Origin of the sequence: Fictibacillus nanhaiensis (genome assembly GCF_049537595.1) — a bacterium.
GTDB lineage: Bacteria > Bacillota > Bacilli > Bacillales > Fictibacillaceae > Fictibacillus > Fictibacillus nanhaiensis_F.
Genome location: NZ_JBMULM010000002.1, coordinates 526,545 through 545,525 on the forward strand (window position 1 = coordinate 526,545; position 18,981 = coordinate 545,525).

General features: G+C 38.0%; 18 protein-coding genes, 1 pseudogene and 1 other annotated feature. Of the genes and pseudogenes, 9 read left to right on the forward strand and 10 right to left on the reverse strand.

Annotated features, from left to right (window positions below; genetic code table 11):
- Positions 1–48 precede the first annotated feature (48 nt).
- The 4 genes from ACOZ9X_RS14005 to ACOZ9X_RS14020 form a co-directional block, all read right to left on the reverse strand.
- On the reverse strand, positions 49–1,116 hold the full coding sequence (locus ACOZ9X_RS14005) for a M14 family zinc carboxypeptidase (protein ID WP_423418712.1): 1,068 nt from the start codon (positions 1,114–1,116) through the stop codon (positions 49–51).
- A 192-nt stretch (positions 1,117–1,308) separates the two neighbouring features.
- Positions 1,309–1,809 (reverse strand): DMT family transporter, encoded by a 501-nt coding sequence (locus ACOZ9X_RS14010; protein ID WP_423418713.1) that lies wholly within the window; start codon positions 1,807–1,809, stop codon positions 1,309–1,311.
- Positions 1,810–1,822: 13 nt separating this feature from the next.
- Positions 1,823–2,527: a Crp/Fnr family transcriptional regulator gene (locus ACOZ9X_RS14015; RefSeq protein ID WP_423418714.1), complete on the reverse strand. Its 705-nt coding sequence runs from the start codon at positions 2,525–2,527 to the stop codon at positions 1,823–1,825.
- 26 nt (positions 2,528–2,553) lie between these two features.
- On the reverse strand, positions 2,554–2,979 hold the full coding sequence (locus tag ACOZ9X_RS14020; protein ID WP_423418715.1) for a DMT family transporter: 426 nt from the start codon (positions 2,977–2,979) through the stop codon (positions 2,554–2,556).
- 200 nt (positions 2,980–3,179) lie between these two features.
- Here ACOZ9X_RS14020 and ACOZ9X_RS14025 point away from each other — a divergent pair, with 200 nt between their 5' ends.
- On the forward strand, positions 3,180–4,088 hold the full coding sequence (locus tag ACOZ9X_RS14025) for a hypothetical protein (RefSeq protein ID WP_423418716.1): 909 nt from the start codon (positions 3,180–3,182) through the stop codon (positions 4,086–4,088).
- Positions 4,089–4,328: 240 nt separating this feature from the next.
- On the opposite strand, the gene ACOZ9X_RS14030 is transcribed toward ACOZ9X_RS14025, so the two are convergent.
- Positions 4,329–4,949 carry a cell wall hydrolase gene (locus ACOZ9X_RS14030; protein ID WP_423418717.1) on the reverse strand — a complete coding sequence of 207 codons (621 nt, stop codon included), beginning with the start codon at positions 4,947–4,949 and terminating at the stop codon, positions 4,329–4,331.
- A gap of 256 nt (positions 4,950–5,205) precedes the next feature.
- Positions 5,206–5,991 (reverse strand): lipase family protein, encoded by a 786-nt coding sequence (locus ACOZ9X_RS14035; protein WP_423418718.1) that lies wholly within the window; start codon positions 5,989–5,991, stop codon positions 5,206–5,208.
- A gap of 181 nt (positions 5,992–6,172) precedes the next feature.
- Here ACOZ9X_RS14035 and ACOZ9X_RS14040 point away from each other — a divergent pair, with 181 nt between their 5' ends.
- On the forward strand, positions 6,173–6,919 hold the full coding sequence (locus ACOZ9X_RS14040) for a ZIP family metal transporter (protein WP_423418719.1): 747 nt from the start codon (positions 6,173–6,175) through the stop codon (positions 6,917–6,919).
- A gap of 5 nt (positions 6,920–6,924) precedes the next feature.
- On the opposite strand, the gene ACOZ9X_RS14045 is transcribed toward ACOZ9X_RS14040, so the two are convergent.
- Complete coding sequence (locus ACOZ9X_RS14045; protein ID WP_423418720.1) at positions 6,925–7,338, reverse strand: MarR family winged helix-turn-helix transcriptional regulator; 414 nt, start codon at positions 7,336–7,338, stop codon at positions 6,925–6,927.
- 182 nt (positions 7,339–7,520) lie between these two features.
- Positions 7,521–8,985 (reverse strand): annotated as a pseudogene (locus tag ACOZ9X_RS14050) (MDR family MFS transporter).
- Between the two features lie 137 nt (positions 8,986–9,122).
- Here ACOZ9X_RS14050 and ACOZ9X_RS14055 point away from each other — a divergent pair.
- A complete protein-coding gene (locus tag ACOZ9X_RS14055; RefSeq protein ID WP_423418721.1) occupies positions 9,123–9,278 on the forward strand; it encodes a hypothetical protein in 156 nt (51 codons plus the stop codon).
- A gap of 87 nt (positions 9,279–9,365) precedes the next feature.
- A complete protein-coding gene (locus ACOZ9X_RS14060; RefSeq protein ID WP_423418722.1) occupies positions 9,366–10,091 on the forward strand; it encodes an AAA family ATPase in 726 nt (241 codons plus the stop codon).
- Positions 10,092–10,152: 61 nt separating this feature from the next.
- Here ACOZ9X_RS14060 and ACOZ9X_RS14065 read toward each other — a convergent pair whose 3' ends face one another.
- Positions 10,153–10,797, reverse strand: a complete 645-nt coding sequence (locus ACOZ9X_RS14065) for a GNAT family N-acetyltransferase (RefSeq protein WP_423418723.1) — start codon at positions 10,795–10,797, stop codon at positions 10,153–10,155.
- Between the two features lie 129 nt (positions 10,798–10,926).
- On the opposite strand from ACOZ9X_RS14065, the gene ACOZ9X_RS14070 reads away from it, so the two are divergent.
- From ACOZ9X_RS14070 to ACOZ9X_RS14090, 5 genes are all read left to right on the forward strand, one after another.
- A complete protein-coding gene (locus tag ACOZ9X_RS14070; protein WP_423418724.1) occupies positions 10,927–11,262 on the forward strand; it encodes a n-acetylglutamate synthase in 336 nt (111 codons plus the stop codon).
- Between the two features lie 251 nt (positions 11,263–11,513).
- Positions 11,514–14,054 carry a TIM-barrel domain-containing protein gene (locus tag ACOZ9X_RS14075; protein ID WP_423418725.1) on the forward strand — a complete coding sequence of 847 codons (2,541 nt, stop codon included), beginning with the start codon at positions 11,514–11,516 and terminating at the stop codon, positions 14,052–14,054.
- 168 nt (positions 14,055–14,222) lie between these two features.
- Entirely contained in the window at positions 14,223–15,014 is a 792-nt protein-coding gene (locus ACOZ9X_RS14080) for a nicotianamine synthase family protein (RefSeq protein WP_423418726.1), read from the forward strand.
- A complete protein-coding gene (locus tag ACOZ9X_RS14085; protein WP_423418727.1) occupies positions 15,011–16,342 on the forward strand; it encodes an opine metallophore biosynthesis dehydrogenase in 1,332 nt (443 codons plus the stop codon). The genes ACOZ9X_RS14080 and ACOZ9X_RS14085 overlap by 4 nt, the downstream gene beginning before the upstream one ends.
- On the forward strand, positions 16,339–17,235 hold the full coding sequence (locus tag ACOZ9X_RS14090; RefSeq protein WP_423418728.1) for a DMT family transporter: 897 nt from the start codon (positions 16,339–16,341) through the stop codon (positions 17,233–17,235). The genes ACOZ9X_RS14085 and ACOZ9X_RS14090 overlap by 4 nt, the downstream gene beginning before the upstream one ends.
- Before the next feature lie 33 nt (positions 17,236–17,268).
- Here the strand turns inward: ACOZ9X_RS14090 and ACOZ9X_RS14095 are convergent, their stop codons facing one another.
- On the reverse strand, positions 17,269–18,636 hold the full coding sequence (locus tag ACOZ9X_RS14095) for an amino acid permease (RefSeq protein WP_423418729.1): 1,368 nt from the start codon (positions 18,634–18,636) through the stop codon (positions 17,269–17,271).
- 84 nt (positions 18,637–18,720) lie between these two features.
- Positions 18,721–18,949 (reverse strand) — a binding site (T-box leader).
- Between the last annotated feature and the right edge of the window lie 32 nt (positions 18,950–18,981).

Here is an 18,981-nt window from a genome sequence, read left to right on the forward strand (position 1 = left end):
AAAAACACCTCAGTTTCTATGAGGTGTTTTTTCGTGTGCATATTCAGCCTACTCGTCTTCTTCAACCTCACCAGAACGATTTGTTTGTTGAGGAAGCGTATCCCAAAAACTAGCATCCGTGGTGTTGATTGAACCATCTGAAATGGCACGAACCGCAGCATCTAATGTAATAACGGTCTGCTTGATCAAATAGCCATTGCTCTTTTGTCCAAGAGCATAATCTTCTCTATAATGGTCAGACATTCCACGCATTTCAAATAGAAGAGTAGAAATGTCATAGCGAACAGCAGCACCATTACGTCCGATGTTTTCACCGGAACCACCATCGTACTTTCCGATATGACCCCATCCTGTATGATGAATGGCATTAAATACAACAGCACCTAATCGTTTAGATTTTTCAACGACTTCTGGCTTTACTTTTGCATTAGTAGGATAAAGCATAGATCCTGAAACAAGTTGACCATCTGTTTCGCTAAGTGTTCCTTGATGGTGCAAATCTATCATGTAATCAATGTCATACTTAGCGAACACATTTTCATGCAGAACACGTGCTTCAGGCTCCATTTCATTTGTTGGCTTGTCATGTTCGCGGTTCAAATCAACTTCATTCGCGTTATAACGGGTAAGGTGGCGGTCACCGTCCGCTAGGTAATCTTCAAGAGAAAAGTTTACATCGCCCATTGCCCCATCAGCATTGAGCATCGGTATGACTAAAACATTCACATTGTTCAACAAACCTTTTGTTTTATTAGTACCAAGATGTTTCATAAACTCTAATGCACCTTCTGTTGTAAGTTGCTCGTTACCATGTTGTTGAGTTAAGAAAAGGATGGTGGGATTACTTGGGTTAGATATGTACTTCGCCATATAGATATCTCGACCTTTTACCGTTTGACCGATCACTTCAAGCTTCATAGCATCTTGTTTAGCATCCAGTGTTTTTAACGTATCAACAAGTTCTTCGTAAGTATGTAGAATAGACGTTTGTATAGAACCATTTCCTGTACCTGGGCCATTTCCAACAGCTTGTGCAGGTGAAGTAGCTGCATTTAGAGCGCTAAAAGCCAACAAACCAGTCAACGTCACTGAAAGAACTTTTCTTTTAAGTTTCAAGGTAATACCTCCATCGTTCGAATTTTTAAAAAGTTATATATAATTTAAGTTTACAGCATGATGGATTGGAAATTAATAGAGGGTACTACCTATCTTAAAGAATAAGTATGAGGATATAGTTGTGGAAAATGAGAGGGAAAGAAGGTAATAAGTAGGATGTGGTACATGAGTATACAAAAAAGGAGAGATATTTTATCTCCCCGTGACTTGTTCTTTCATATTTCTTTGGATGGATTGAACGGGTTGTTTTTCTTGGCGGCTCCCACCAAACTTAAACACGACAACCCCACCGATGATGACAATGACCCCTAAAAGCTGTTGAGAAGTAAACGGAATTTTCTCTAGACCGAACAACCCGAGCGAATCCCACATGAGAGCTGAACCGAGCTGTGACGTCAGAACGATAGATATAGCGAATGTTGGACCGAGCAGTCGAGTGCCTTGAACTAAACAAACAACAACACCCACACCGATCAAGCCACTGAACCAAAACCATGTCTCCATGTTTTTAAGCACAAACAATTCTGTTCCTTCAAAAACAACACCAAGTGTCATGGATGCTAGAAATCCTAGACCTAGTACAAGAGCTGTGGTCGACCATGTTCCTGCGTGGTCATTGACTCGTGTATTAAAAATATTTTGCAGACCAACAAGTATGCCTGCCAGAATGGCAAAGAATAAACCGATAAGCATGTTGAACGCTCCTTTATTTTTCGTATATATTCCGGTGATTAGCTAGTTCGCTTAAGCCTTCTCGATTCTTCACTTCAATAAAACCTTTATGCCGTTCCACGAGGCCTTCTTTAGAGAGATGTTGGATGACACGGTTCAAGTGGCGATAACTTGTCCCGATTAAGTTAGCGGCATCTATGAGGTGACCCGTACTCAGTTTGCCACTATACAAAGCATCTCTTTCGTCAAAGCAAACCGACAGAAGATAGCTTGCAAAACGCACTTCGACCGGATAAAGTAGGTTGAAGCTTAAAGAACTTGATTTTACATAAAACTTCTGGGTGATCACGTTCAATAGAAATTTTAAGAGCGGCGTATGATCGCTCGCAAACTTTTTCAACCAGCGATGATGAATCGCGATCATATGCACTTCAGAGACCGCTTCAACGGTATTGATGAAGTCGGTTCCTTGCACATATTCTATGTCTCCGACAACATCCAAAGGTGTTTTAAAGGAAAGAATGAGTGTTCTGCCTTCAGGTGATGTGTTGAATATCTTAAGTTTTCCTTTTACTAACAAGTATAGATGGTTATATGGATCACCTTGTGTACAGATCAATTCACCATGATCATAGCTGTATAAAGTTAGGTAGGGTAGAAGATCATCATTTAAGATAGGTTTGATTTCAAAAGTCTCCATATAGTGCTGAAGCAGCTCAGTATCGTGAATTTCTCTCATGTCCAGTCACCTCATCTCATTCTTCTTTAAAATTTCAAAATAAAAACTCCAGCGATCATCATCGCGATCCCAATAAATTGTGGAACCTTCATCTCTTTTTTCAATACGCCAAACCAGCCTTTTCCATCGATCAAAAACGTGATCGCTAGCTGCGAGATTAAGATTACAGCGATCGTTAGCGTTACGCCTATAGAATGGATGCCGTAAATGTTGCCATAGATCACGACTGCCGCAAATGATCCTCCAGTTAGATAGATCGGTCGCACTTTCTTAAATTGTTTCCATTTTTGATCCTTTACGATCAATACAATGAGAACGGCTGCAATAAAGCCGGTCAATTGAGTGATCGTTGCTGCCTGCCATGACCCTATGTTTTGGCTGATTCGTGCGTTCGCGACCCCTTGCAGTGTAATAAAAGCACCAGCTAAAAATGCAAACACTATTCCTTTCATGTCATCACTTCCTATAAAAAATTCTATAATCATTAAAGAATAGAAGTGGATCTGTTGGGAAGGACATATGTCCTAAAGTGTTAAAATAGATGTAATGAACATGATACTTACATGATGAAATGTTCCTTTTCCTTTCCACTTTTACATATTTCGTTTAAAATAAAAAGCTGCACGATAATCTCTACGAAAGAGGTAAGAAAATGAAACGATTAAAGAACTTATCAAATAATAATAATAAAAACAATGAACAATCAGCAGAATTCAAGAATCGTGAAAGCTGGTTAAAGATTATTATCATAGGTGCTTTCGCTTTATTGATCTTTTATAAGATAGCAACTGCACCATTCGTATTCCGCTTTTCAGACTTTATTTCGGTATTTAGTTCGTTGTTCGCTATAACGATCTCACTCATTTATTTTAACAAGGTCAGCAAGTTAGAGAAGATGATTGAATCTTTCACGTCTAAAGAGCGAGTAACTCAGTCATTTGAGGCAACCCCAGCAGCTGTTGTAGCGGAAGAGCCATATCAAGAGCAATTAGAGCTTTTTGAGGAGAAAAAAGAAAAAGTCGTTGTACCTGAAGAGGTAGAAGAAACAATAGAGAATAACGAAGAAAATGAACAAGAAGAAAAAGAAGTAGTAATTGATGAAGAAGAGATTTGGGAAACACAACGAATGAAAGAAGAAGAATTAGCGAAGATCGAGATGGATAAAACTCAGATCTATAATGAACTGTTCTCTCGTGCACAGTTAAGTAAAGAAGAAATGACCTACTTTAACGATAAGATCAGAGAGAAAGAAACAGAAAGCTTCAATACAAAACAAGAATTGAATCAATTTAAAGATCGCATTCAAAATGTGTTCAAGAAAACACCACAATTTTTCCAAAAAAGAGATTCTCGTATTGAAGGAATCGTTCGTATGATGAATCCCGTCACTCTTAAGAACGCTTCGCTTGAAGACTTGAATCAACGTATGGATCAAGTGATTGACGTCATTCCAGAAGAAACACTCAATTCTTTAATTAGAGACGGTTTATTAGATGACACTTATCATCTGACACGCTCAGGTTACCGAGAATTCATCCATGTAAGTAAAACATTTCAATAATATCTGATAAAAAAATGGTGTGCCTTGGATAAGGGCACACCATTTTGTTTACATGTAAGCTTTAGACAGACAGAATTTAAAATTTGTTCTTGCTGAACGTAATAAAAGAATTAGGAATAAATAATTTCACGGTAATGCCAATTATTTTCACGGTAATTATCAATATATTCACGGATAAAATAATTTAAACGATTTTCGACAAATCTACCTAACCTCACCCATAAACGATATGACACACATTTATTTCGCAAAGAGATGATTGCCGATCTTCGTAACGGAAGGTCTTGAGAAAATCCAGGTGTCTGTTGCAGTTTCAGGGTTGTAATAATAAACGGAGCCGTAAGTGGGATCCCAACCTTTCATCGCATCAAGTACTGCACGATAAGCATTGCTGGAAGGCTGAAGATGATATTGGCCATCATGAACGGCCGTGAAAGCGTTCGTTTGATGAATAACATCACTCACATTTTTTGGGAAAGCAGGGTCTTCTAGACGATTTAATATGACAGCCGCTACGGAAACTTTGCCTAAGTAGGATTCGCCCCGCGCCTCACCATGAACAACACGAGCCATCTGTTCTACATCGTGTAACATTAAAAAGGTAGCTGGACCAGCAACACCATCTGCTGAAAGATTGGTTTCATACTGAAAGTTAGCAACAGCTCTCTCTGTAATAGGGCCATAATATCCCGTAACGGGCCCATAGAATAGACCAAGAGTTTTTAGTTTTTCTTGTAAGATGGACACCTCATAACCCTGACTGCCTTCTGTTAATAGTCCATGAGCTTGCACTTTCGTTGGAACGAATAGAAAAGTCATAACCACAAAAAAGAGTATCAACTTGCTCAATAGATTTCTCATTGTAAATTCCCTTCCCTTCATGATTTCTATATATTATCAATAAAGGGTGAATTAGACATGAAGCGCATTCTCTATTTTTTTCAGGTGGACTTACACCTCGAAAGTAGGGGATTATGACAATTCATGTTACCAAATGACTAACTTCTGTACAGTTGCGTTTCATTGAAGAAAGAAAGGGTATATAAATGAATTGGATAAGAAATCTTTCATACATAAAAATATACCCATTTAACACGTGTTAAACGGATAGAATCAATCATTCACATAAAGAGGTATCAGGAAAAAAACCTGGATACTTATTGTAAAGTTCTTTGTATTCAATGGGAAATTGTTTGCTTAAGAAGTGGATATAACAGAGAATTCTATGGTTTTGGATGTATCGCCTGTTCTTAAAATTAAGTCTATATTCTTGTCCGATCGGGAGGTTTAAAAGAGGCTTATTCTTAAAAAAGAGAGGAGTCATACAATTTGAGATGGCATCGTGTACATTGACTACACGAATGCTGTTTTTTACTTCTTCATAAAACTTTTTAGTAAAACCTTCATCAGCTATCGGTAGACTCGCAAAACTATAGAGAATGGGATTCTTAAAGTTTGTGTTAACGGCTGCATCTAACGTAAACAAAGCAGCTAGACTTCCGCCAAGGCTATGACCTGTAACAAGTAGTTTTTTATCGTATGAATAGAGATGGTTGATATCTGCCAGAAGGGCATTTCGAAATGTGCTGTAAATCTTAGTGATTCCACGGTGTGTTAAACCGCTATTCGATACATAGGTATAAGGAATCTGAGAAATATCTAGATATGAACTTACATTATCCATAGTCTTAGTTCCCCGAAAAGCGACCACTAAAGAATCCACTGACTCAGCAATAAATCCAAATGTTTCACCTGAATCTGAGACGATTTCACGTTTCATCTCAAAATGCTTCGGTAATTCAATCGTACAAAGTTCGTGAACGATATAGGCTTTGTAAGACATCACTGCCAGGAACAGAGCCATTTTTCCATCGAACTCAAATAACTCTTTTATATTTTTCATACAAATCACATCCTTCACTCATCCGATTTAATAGTATATGAAGGATGGGGTGGACAAGTATAGACACGTACACTGAGAGAATTAACTATTTTTCTTGAAAGTAGAAGTTGTTGTTTATTGTACAAGGAGATGGATACATACTAATTGGGTGTACTTAATCAATAGAGGGAGGAGTTTAGAAATGACAGTAACTGTGCTTAGTTTCATATTTGTAATGGGATTTGCTCTCGTTCATTTAAGCTCAAAATACTTGAGTTTTATAAAAGATTCTCCGAGAAATAAGTTTTTATCTTTTGCAGGAGGAGTAGCTGTTTCTTATGTGTTTCTACATTTACTCCCTGATTTGAATCACTATCAACAAAAGGTAGGGAAAACGCTTAATCATGGAATCGGTCACTATTTGGAGGACCATATCTATTTAATAGCGTTGCTCGGTCTTGCACTTTTTTATGGACTAGAGCGATTAGTCAAGAATTCTAAAAAGAAACAAGGCGCACAGTCAAACTACGAAGAAGTTGCTGTTTCTTCAGGTGTCTTCTGGGTACATATGATATCATTCTTTCTGTATAATGCGGTAATTGGTTACTTGCTCATAAGAGAAGAGTACGAGACGAAATGGGGAATGTTCTTCTTCTTTTTGGCATTGAGCATTCACTTTGTCGCTAATGATCATGGCCTTAGGAAGGATCACAAACAAAAATATGACAAGTATGGACGAGTGCTGCTTACAGTCGCGATTTTAATTGGTTGGGGTATCGGGGCTATCACGGTAGTTCATGAACTAATCGTATCTATACTAGTTGCTCTTCTAGCAGGAGGCATTATTTTAAACGTTCTAAAAGAAGAACTGCCAGAGGATCAGGAAAGCAGTTTTGTGTCGTTTATCACAGGATTAACAGGTTTTTCGGTACTGATGATGTTGGTCTAAAAATTTTAGTCGTTTATTTTTTGAAAGAGCTCGTTTAATTTTTCAAAGATTAGTTTTTCTGTTGATGTTAAAGGTGACAGGGATGTGGAAATGATTTCGTTTTTCTTAATCAACAACCTGTTAATTTCTTGGGATCCGGTCTCGGTTAATGATACATATACTTTTCTTCGATCTAATTCTGTATATTGCCGATTCACCATTTCTTTTTTTGCAAGCCGATCAATAATGATAGAAGTTGAAGCTGGGGTAGTATCTATTTTTTCAGCTAATTGTGTAATGGTTTGCGTATGGTTTTCAAGCAGATAGATCATCGTTTCGATTTGAAGATAATTTAGTTTTTCGTCATGAAGAAATGATTCTTTAAAGTTTTTAACATATTTGACCAGTTCATCTATCTCATAGTTGTCATTATTAGTCATTATCATTCTCCTAAGTATTAAAGTAAATGAAAAGACGACACTTCTTAATTAAGTGCCGTCTCATAATAAATGTTTAATCTATCTTTAATTCTTAACATTGTTAACTTATGTGCCTACTGTAACATAGCTGTATGCGTTGTTCAATTTGAAATAAATGGATGTTCCCTTTAGGAAGCCTATAACTAGCGAACATTTGAAGATTTAAATTCTTTATTTTTATATTTTAAAAGGAGAAATGAGATACCAATACCGATTAAGGTTAATAGGAGAGTCACTCCATAAATAGCATGTATCCCCGAAGCTATAATTTCTTGAAGTTGACCCAATTGGCTAGTTGGTAGTTTACTCCCATGTTCAAAAGAAGCATTCAGATCAAGATCTTGTCCAGCTTTTTCAGCCTTAGAGATCGTGATTAAGTTAAATATTGTACCGAACACAGCAGATCCGAGTGTTTGGCTGAATGTGTTCGTAAACGTATTGGAAGCTACAGCTACCCCACGTTTGTTTGATGGTACTGAAGCCTGAATGATTAGCATGTAAATTGGCGTAATGAGTCCCATTCCAAGACCTATAACACCTGAGGCGACATAGATTAAGTATGTCGGAGAATGAGCATCTAACAGATAGAAGAGTAAGGAAGCTGCACTTACTATGCTAATTCCAAGAGTAATAATCCAATTATCCTTTAACCGTCCTACTAAGTTCCCAGCAACTAGTGACCCTAGTGTCCACATAACTGGAAGTGGCATCAAAACAAAACCAGCTTGTGTTGCCGTTTTCCCCATAACTCCTTGGCTCCAGATCGGTAAATAAATCGTGATACAGATAACGACAGCACCTGAAATCAATGTGAGTGAGTTTACGATCAACACACTTTTATTAGTAAAAAGATTAAGAGGGATGAGTGGTTCAGGTGATTTTTTTTTCAATATATACAAATAGCGCATAAAGCAGGATTGCAGTTAGGAATAGTCCAATAATGATAGGATTGCTCCAATCTTGAGTTTGGCTTCCTGTTAAAAGTGCATATAGAAATGCGATCGTACCAAGAGAAAACGTAACAGCTCCCCAATAATCAATGTACGGTTTCCCTTTTGTAAGATTTTCTTTGTAATTCGCTGCGAGTATGAAGAAAGCAAGAAGGCCGAACGGTATATTTAAGAAGAAGATATACCGCCAAGAAAGTGTATCAACGAGAAATCCACCTGCTAATGGTCCTAACACACCAGCAACTCCCCACACAGCTGAAATCCAACCTTGTGCTTTCGCTCTTTCTTTTGCTTCAGCATATAGGTCCCCGATGATCGTCATCGTAATTGGCATAACTGCACCAGCACCCAGACCTTGAATCGCTCGATAGAAGATGAGTTGTTCCATGGACATGGCAATTCCACAAAGAGCAGATCCAATCAAAAATAGAATAATACCTGCAAGAATAACCTTTTTTCTGCCGAATAGATCAGCAAGCTTTCCATAGATGGGTGTCGATACCGCAGTGGCCAGCATATAAACCGCATATACCCAACTTACAAGTTCAATGCCAGAAAGATCGCTCGTGATACGCGGAATAGCCGTACTCACAATCGTACCTTCCATCGCAGCCAGAACAGTAACGAGCAATAAAGCAGTCATAATTTGTTTTCTCATATATGTCCTCCTTGGCATTAAAGCATGCCAAATCATAAGTAGTTCACTTCATTAAATGAATAATAAAAAAAGAGGTTAACCAAGAAATTAGTTTATCACGTCATTGGAGGATTAGCTATTCTGAGGTGTTGCTCCGAATGGATGGAGTAGGCGTGAAGCTGAATCGGACAGATTACACACCAGTTTGGACAGATTCCACTTTAGATTGGACAGATTATTTCAGACATTGGACAGATTCCGCTTTAGATCGGACAGATTATTTCAGACATCGGACAGATTATCATCTAGATTAATCAGATAACGATTATAATCGAACAAATTATGATTGGATGCGGTGAACGGCTGATCTCGTTTGTTATACTTTTGAATAGGTGATGCTAATGTTTTTAAAAAGAATTAAGCTATTGCGTGATGAGATTGAATCGTTTAAAGAGTATCCGTTCTCTATTCCTGCAATCAGCAAACTGGATGAGATACATCTCGAAAAGAATGTGACTTTTTTGGTGGGAGAGAATGGAACAGGGAAATCGACGCTGTTAGAAGCGATAGCGGACAAGTGTGACTTTCATACAGCTGGTGGTGGCCGCAACAATATGTACGAGGTGCACGCTTCAGAATCAGAGCTAGGAAATTATATTCGGCTTTCGTGGCTGCCGAAAGTATCGAACGGCTTCTTTTTACGCGCAGAATCGTTCTACAGCTTTGCCACTCATCTTGAAGAAGTAGACAATACAGGATTCCGTGATTATGGAGGGCGGTCCCTTCACAAACAATCTCATGGTGAATCCTTTCTGTCTCTTTTTTTGAATCGTTTTCAAGGGAAATCTATCTATTTACTAGATGAACCTGAAGCGGCTCTTTCACCTTCAAGACAACTCACTTTCTTGAAGATTATTCATGATCTAACAACTCAAGGTGAAACGCAGTTTATTATTGCGACTCATTCTCCGATCTTATTAGGTTATCCGAATGCTGACATCTTAAGTTTTGATGACGAAGAGATATCTTCCATAGACTATGAATCTACAGACCATTTCCAAGTAACCAAGTACTTTTTAAATAATAGAGAGAAGATGATGAAAGAGCTTCTTAAAGACGATGATTAATTGAGTTTAAAAAAGATAGTAATGAAGCAAGAGAACTAGCATTTATGTATCTAGTTCTCTATTATGTCGTTAAATCAAATGGATCATAAATCATTACAAAAGTAGAATAGGGGATCTCATCACTCGTAATCTCTTCAACGAGTGAAAAGCCTAAGTGCGTATAGATTCTCACGTTTTGCATCGTTTCTGTTTGAAGCAAGCAAAAGGTTCTTTTCTGTTTGGTTTCTGCTACTGCAGCACGCATCATGGTGGTCATGTGACCTTGATGTCGGTGGAGTGGATCTACGCATACTGAATCGACCAACAGAAAGTTTTCATAGTTTTTCTTATAATAGTTAAGTTTGATGTTGGATGATTGTAAACGACTCGCTTTTCTCAAAAAATCTACCATAGATAGTTGTATGAAAACACCGGGCAAGCGATATGCACAGGATAGAGCAGCAAGTATTGATTTTCCTATCTTTGTTTTCTCTCCGTGATGAGATACACAAAAGAGTCCCTCTACTTCATCAGAAGTTACATACAATGAGCCGTTGGATTGCAGAATTCGAAGGACCATTGGAAAAACGGAACGTAAAATTTTTCTCCTTTTATGGGGGATAGGAAAAAAATACACAAACATCGGATTATCAATAAAGGAATTCGTTAGCACTTCACTTGCTTTTTTGAGGTGTTTTTTTTGTAGTTTTTTTAAGTGATCATACATGAAGTAAACTCCCTCCGGTGAAGAAACCCGAAATGTCAGCTGGTATAGCATTTAAAGGAATATCATTTACTGGGAAAAAAACAACTTCTATGTTAAGTTATGTGAATATTCTAAAAAGGTGGTTGAAAGATGGTTAATTATGATGGAAAAGTATTTGTTTCTGTTCAAAACTCTTCAAACGGTGAAGTTTCCTCACAAACAATGTTTCACTACAAACAAGAAGGGAACATTGTAACTGCCACATACGCAGGTGGAGAAATCTTAAAAGGCACTTTAATCGGAATTGCAAATGAAGATGGCAGCTTAAACTTCAGATACAATCATGTGAACACTTCTAATGAAATAAGAGGTGGAGCGTGTATTTCCCAGCCTGAGGTATTGACAGATGGAAGAATAAGATTGTATGAAAAATGGAGATGGGAGGAAGGGAGTTCCGGAGAATCTATAATAGAGGAGGTAGACTGAAATTTGTTTTTTTGTATGTGTTTTTCAAACAGTTGAATTTATTATAATGTGAGAAAAATAGGTACATATGTTTAACTTTAAAACTGTTGTGAATCGCTTTCAACGCTTGTGCTGTTCGCTTTCATTAGAGATAAAAGCCAGTGGGTAGGTCATTGCTACCATCTTTTTTCTTGTATATACAAGAATTGACGGGGTTGTTTAAACACACGTATAGTTGCATCGTACAAACAAATACAACTATGAGGTGGACAATGAACGCATCGCGAAGATCTCTACGACTTTTAGCAAGTATCTCCTTAGCAGCTATGGTAGGCTTTACCGCAGCAGCCCCGACTGTTCAAGCTGTCACTCAGCCAGAAGCAGACACCCCATTATCGAAAGAAAACCTTCAAAAGCTTTCAGTTCAAGAAGTTACACAACTTCCGAACGGTCTGAAATTTGACTTAGGTACAAATGAGGCATATATCCGAGTGTTTGATAAAGACCTCGTAAAAGTTTCAGTTCTGAAAAAAGGTGAAAAAGAATACGAATCTCGTGGGATTGCCAAGAAAGAATCAGAATGGCAAACTCCAAAGTACAAAATAAAAAAGCTTGGAGACCGCTATCAGATCTTAACGGATGAAATTACGGTTGAAATCAAAACAAAACCTTTTGGTGTAAAGTTCCTTGATAAAAAAGGTAACGTCATCAATGAAGATTATGTGAACCAAGGTACATCTGGTTATGAAGACGGCAAGCCGTATGTGTTTAAGAAAACAGATAAAAATGAAAACTTCTATGGTTTTGGTGAACAATCTGGATTAGAGGTAAACAAACGAGGGGACAGCATCGGACTATGGAATACAGATGCTTATGCGTATGATAAAGACACCAAATATATCTATACAGCTATACCATTTTTTATTGGATTAAAAAATCAAAAGGCGTACGGTATTTTCTTTGATAACACGCACCGTACATATTATGAAATGGCAAGTGAATCAGATGACTTCTACTACTTTTACGCAAATGGCGGAAAGTTGACGTATTATTTTGCTTACGGTCCTGAAGTAGGAGATGTTATTGACAGATATACGGATCTTACAGGAAAGATGCAAGCTCCTCCGAACTGGTCTTTAGGTCTTCACCAAAGTAAGTGGGAGTACTCAGCAGATGATATTGTAAATGTTGCAAAAACATATCGAGAAAAGAAAATCCCTCTTGATACAATGCACTTTGATATCGATTATATGGATGGATACCGAGTGTTCACGTGGAACTCTGAATTTAAACAAGCACTTCAAAAGCTAAAAGCGATGGATGGTTTCCATGCTGTAGCGATTAACGACCCAGCTGTAAAACAAGATTCGAACTACCGTATGTTCCAAGAAGGTACAGCAAAAGATTATTGGGCGAAGAACGCTGATGGTTCAACCTTTATTGGCCCTGTTTGGCCAGGAGATTCAGCATTTCCAGATTTCTCAAAACCAGAAGTTCGTAACTGGTGGGCAAACAATCACGATGTATTGTTTGACGCAGGAATTGACGGAATTTGGAATGACATGAACGAACCAGCTGTATTTATTGATAATGATAAAATGAATCATACATTGCCTTTAGATGCTTATTTCGGAACAGAAGATAATAAGATTCTTCATACGGAATACCACAATCTTTATGGTCATGATGAAGCAGATGCAACAGATCTAGCATTTAAAAAGCACAAGCCAAACGAACGTCCTTTCGTTCTAACGCGTGACATGTACGCTGGTTCACAGCGCTGGGCGGCATTATGGACAGGAGACACGGTTTCCACTTGGGAACATTTACAGATGTCAGTTCCGATGCTCTCTAACATCGGGATGTCCGGTGTATCGTTTGCAGGGACAGATATCGGTGGATTTGCACAACGACCAGACGCAGAACTTTACGCTCGTTGGATCGAAGTAGGTACGTTCTACCCGTTCTCCCGTATCCATTTTGATAGCGATGCGAAAGCTGAAGTGAAACAAGGACAAGAACCATGGGCATTTGGACCAGAAGTTGAAGCAATCAGTAAGAAGTATATTGAAAAGCGCTATGAATTACTGCCTTACCTATACAATGAGTTTAAAGAAGCAAGTGAGAGCGGAAAACCTGTTCACCAAGCACTTGTTTATCAGTTCCAAAACGATGCAAACACATACGATATTAGCGATCAATACATGTTCGGTGATTCTATGATGCTAGCACCTGTACTTGAACAAGGAAAAACATCAAGAAGTGTATACCTTCCTAAAGGTGTGAACTGGACAGATTATTGGACAGGCAAAGAATATAAAGGCGGACAAACTTTAACCGTTGATGCGCCACTTGGTCACTTGCCGATCTTCGTAAAAGACGAGTCTATCGTTCCAACTCGTGATGTCCAACAGTATACAGGCGAAAAGCCGTTAACAAATCTCGTACTTGATACGTTTTTAGATAAAAAAGCTTCGTATACTTTCTATGAAGATGACGGTAAAACAGAAGACTACAAGAACGGCGAGTTTAACAAAACCAAGTTTGAAGTAAAACGCAATGTTGGTGTCATTACATTCCAACAAAGCAAAGAAGCACAAAACTATAAAGAATCAAAACTAAAGCAATATACTTTAAAAATCAACAATACCAATAAACCATTGTTGGTGAAAGCTGGCATGAAAAAGTATAAAGCAGTTGATTCGCTTGAAAAAGCGCAAGCACAATCAAACACATACTTCTATGACAGCAAAACACAAGACGTGTACGTAAGCATTTCAGCAGACGAAAACAAGAAAGTTATCATTAAATAAAAACAAGAACAGAGAGGGCCAAGTGCTCTCTCTTTTTTTTTGCATGATTAGTCGTTCAACAAATGGTTTGAAATAATAATCTTCATTGACGTCTTTTGTTTGAAAGTGATAGTATATAAAAGCAAATCGTAATAATTACGATTTACAAAACGTTGTCTGGAGGTACGAGTGAAAGAGAGATTTCAATTACTACTATCTTTGAAAGTCACCGAGTATGAGATCAATGAACTTTCAAAGTTTGCCAAAGAATGTGATGATTGTTACGAGTTATTAAAAGTAAAGCTGGATAGTCTTCACCATTTTATGACAGATCCTATTAACCTGAACCGATGGCAGGAATGGGGGGAAGACAAGGATATTCTGTCACTGTCTGAAAAGCTCCGGGAAGCTTCTGTACAAGCTCTTTGTGACATGGAAAAATACCAAAGTGTGCGTACATGTAACCATCAATTGAATGCAAGTGAATACATAACTACACTCTCTCAAACTGTGAAACATGAATTGGATGAATTACATATCAATGAGAACTCTAAAGTATTATTTATAGGTTCTGGAGCGTTTCCCATTTCTGCCCTCACTATCGCAAGTGAGAAGAACGCTGAAGTTCATTGTATAGACATTGATGAAGAAGCGATCGAGATGGGAAGAAAAGTCTCTGAGATTACAGGCCTACAAGAAAATGTTAGATTCTCTAAATCTGTTCGAAGCGACTTACATTTTGCCCAAAAGACTACTCATGTCTTAATCGCTTCTCTAGTGAGAAATAAACGGGAAGTACTGAATGAACTAAAGGATTTATTACAGCCTCATACAAAAGTGATTCTCAGATACGGAAATGGTTTAAAATCAATCTTTAACTATCCGTTAGACATGAAGCTAACGAAAGACTGGGAACTGCAGAGTGTTAAACGGACTGACGGTATCTATGACACGATGGTCTTAGAGAAAGTAAATGCATGATTGTAAGTAAAGGAAGTGAGGGAATCGTGGGAACGAAAAGTTCAAAAGATCTTGGGAATATCCTAATTGCAGGCGTTGGACCAGCTGCCATTCAAACGGCTGTCCAGCTTTGCACTGCGGGCTTTAGTGAAAGAATAGGGTTGTATAATCGGCCTGGTGCACGTGCAGAACGGATTAAAAGAGAACTGAATCAAAATCATTTTGAAATTGGTCTTACTATTCAAGGTAAAGAGGCAGAATTGACGACAAAGGTGGATTGTTTTTTTGATGACGTATCTCAATTATGTGATGAATGGGATACAGTTATTCTTGCAACTCCCTGTACGAGCTATGCAAACGTAATAGAGTTACTTCAGACTGCAGAGTTAAAGCGCGTAAAGACCATAGTTCTACTAGCTCCAAACATCGGTTCAAACGATCTCGTGAAAAATTTGCTGTTACAAAAAACAGTTGAAGTGATCAGCATGTCAACATATTTTGCTGCTACTAAATCTCTAAATTCTGCTATAAAGGCTCATACGAAAGCATTTAAAAAACGGATTTACCTAGGTTCATCAATTAGTAAAAGCCATATGGTAAATACACTGCAAGAATTTTTAAAATCAATGAATATCGATGGGGAGATCGTCGATCATCCTCTCGATGCAGAATGCAGAAATATAACAACATATGTGCATCCTGCTTTCTTCTTAAATAGATTTACTTTAAATGAAATATTCAGTCTTCATACGAATGGTAAGAAGTATATGTATAAGTTGTTTCCTGAAGGTCCTATCACACCACAGAGAATAAAAACAATGGTGCGGCTCTGGAAAGAAATTTCTACATTAATGAATGAATTAGGAGCAAAACCGATCAATTTATTGCCGTTTTTAAATGACGATAATTATCCAGTTCCAACAGAGTGCATCCAAAGAGAGCAAATTGATAATTTTTCAGACTATGAGGAGGTCAAACAGGAGTATCTGCTCTATATACGCTATGCTTCTATTCTTATCGACCCATTTTCAAATCCTGATCATGAAGGAAGATATTTTGAATTCTCAGCAGTTCCTTTTAAAAAAGCAGAAGAAGAGTATAAGGGAGTGTGGTCCATCCCTAGGATACCGTTTGAAGATTATCAAAAATTGATCGTGATCTATGGACTTGCAGAGAATTCAGGGATCCCAATGCCTGAGATGAAAAGACTTATCAAAAATTTCGAATCAGAGTGTAGGCAGATTGAATCCCTGTTAGGAATAAAAGAGTCATTAATCGAAGCAAGAAGAGAATCTTCACTGCGAGAAGTAACAAACATCATGAAGGAAAGAAAGAGGCGATCACAATGAAAAACGGTGTTTGGCTCGCCATTTTGTCTTCCTTTGTTTTCAGTATTATGAATGCACTCGTTAAGGCAGTAAGTTTAAATATTCCTTATTCTGAAAGTGTTTTTTTTAGAAGTTTGATAGGCACAATCATTATCTACATTATTATGAAAAAGAAAAAGGTAGCCTTTTCAAAAACAGGAGTACCAATGCTTATGGTTCGAGGAGTCTTTGGAGCGTTGTATCTATTAGCCTATTTTTATACAATCGCTAAAATTCCGTTAGCAGATGCGAGTATTCTGGCTCATCTGTCTCCCATTTTTGCCGTAGTATTAGCAGGTTTGTTTTTAAAAGAAAAGCTAACGAAAACGCTTCTCTATATTCTTCCTGTCGTGTTAACAGGGGCGTTCTTACTGATTAAACCACAGGAGTTCTCGTCCTATTCCATGTATGCGCTAATTGGTGTAGGAAGTGCTTTTTTCGCAGCTTGTGCAGCCACTTCTATTCGGTATTTAAGCAGCAGACATCATGCTTATGAGATCGTATTTTATTTTCTCGCTACCGCAACGATAGTTAGTATACCTTTAATGTGGAACCAATTTGTAATACCTTCACCACTAGAACTGTTTTATCTGATCTGTATTGGAGTTGTATCTTTAGTAGGACAGTTATTCTTAACAAGTGCATTTACGCATGAGAATGTAATCGTTGTAGAGGTTACCCGTTACATTGGAATCGTCTTTAACGCCTTTTGGGGCTTTTTATTCTGGTCAGAGATTCCAGATGGTCAAACGATTCTTGGAGGCATGTTAATTATTGCTTCATGCATCTTCTTATCTCGTAGACGATCACTGGGAGCAAAGGTAGAAAAACTAAGGTTAAATAAAGTAGCGATGAATACAAATGCTAAAAGGTAAGAGAAAACGCTCGGTTAAGAGCGTTTTCTTTTGTTAACTTGCCATCTTTTCTTGATTTGAGTTAAGTGCTTTTCTTCTAAACACATACGTTGCACTTATCAGTATATAAATGCCCAGGGTTACACTAGTGATCATAATTGACGTGGTGAATACAATGCCAATCAATATGGCAAGTAAAGAAAGAATCGCGACCCAGGTTGTATAAGGAAACCACTTTACATAATAACCGGAAAGCTTCTTATTCTGTTTTCTTGATTTTAAATGAGCAAAGGCGATGATCAACCATATGAACAATACCGTATAGCCGAGTGATCCCATAAGATAGTTGAAAGTTTTGCCGCCTGCAAATATAGAAATCAGTACACCGCCATATAGAGAAGCTGTACACATCAGAATAGCGATAAAAGGAACTTTTTTAGATGAAAGTCGAGCAAAAATCCCAGGAACTCGACCGTCTACGGCTTGTGTATACAACACACGTGATGAACCATATAATCCTGAGTTCATCGATGAGATGATCGCAAGCAGGATCACACCATTCATCACATGATCAGCACCAGGAATTCCAATCATCTGAAACACCATAACAAAAGGTGATTCGTTCACGCCATTTACTTGATCCCAAGGAATTAAGCCAACAATGATAAAGAACGGAAACAAGTAAAAGGCTATGATACGCGTTAATGTACTCTGAACAGCTTTTGGAACTACTTTTTCTGGATTCTTCGTTTCAGCTAAGGTTACACCGATAATCTCCGTTCCACCATACGAATAGATTACCACTAACATAGCTGTCATAAGACCGGCTGAACCGTTCGGAAAAAAACCACCTTGATGTGTTAAGTTCGAGAAATTTGGTGCAACATGGTCACCAAACGATACGAACAAAAGCAAAAGTCCTGAAAGAATAAAGATAACAATTACACTAATCTTAATAAGGGCTAACCAATACTCCGTCTCAGCAAATATTTTAACAGATAACAGATTTACGATCGTAACGGCGATCGAAACAAAAAAGGCTAACAGCCAAATCGGCGTATCCGGGAACCAGTACTGAAGAAAAATTGCTGCCACTACAGCTTCTGCCGCAATGTTTAGCACCCACATCTTCCAATAGATCCAATCAAGAAAATAAGCGGGGAACATACCTAATACAGATTGGACAAGGTCCCGAAACGTTCGGGCACCACTGTTTTGAACAGCCATCTCTGCTAAACCTTGCATTACAAATAATAAGATGATTCCACCGATTAAATAGGCTAGAACAACCGAAGGACCTGCTGAATCAATAGCGGCACTGCTACCCTTAAAAAGTCCAGCTCCGATACTGCCTCCAAGAGCCATCATCATAATGTGACGAGAAGTCATCGTTCGTTGTAAGTTCTCTGTGGTTTTTTTCATCTTCATAACCTCTCCTAAAGTGATATTAGAATCTATAAAACAAATAACAAAAAAAGGCTTACCATCTCTGATCTCAGTTGTGAGAAAAGAGACGATAAGCCTTTGGCTGACCGCGGTACCACTCTTGTTGATTCGTCATAGAATCCTGCTTGTAGAACCTGTTAACGAAGGTTAGTCGTCAAAACATAGAGAACGCGTTCTTTTTGTCTTGCTGCTCCAGGGCGAGTTCAAAGTTTTCGTAGACTGCGTTCCACCAACCCGCAGCTCTCTAGACTACAAAAAGACTTTTACTACTCCCGTTCGTTGCTTTTATCAAAATGATTATTCAGAATAATATGGATTACT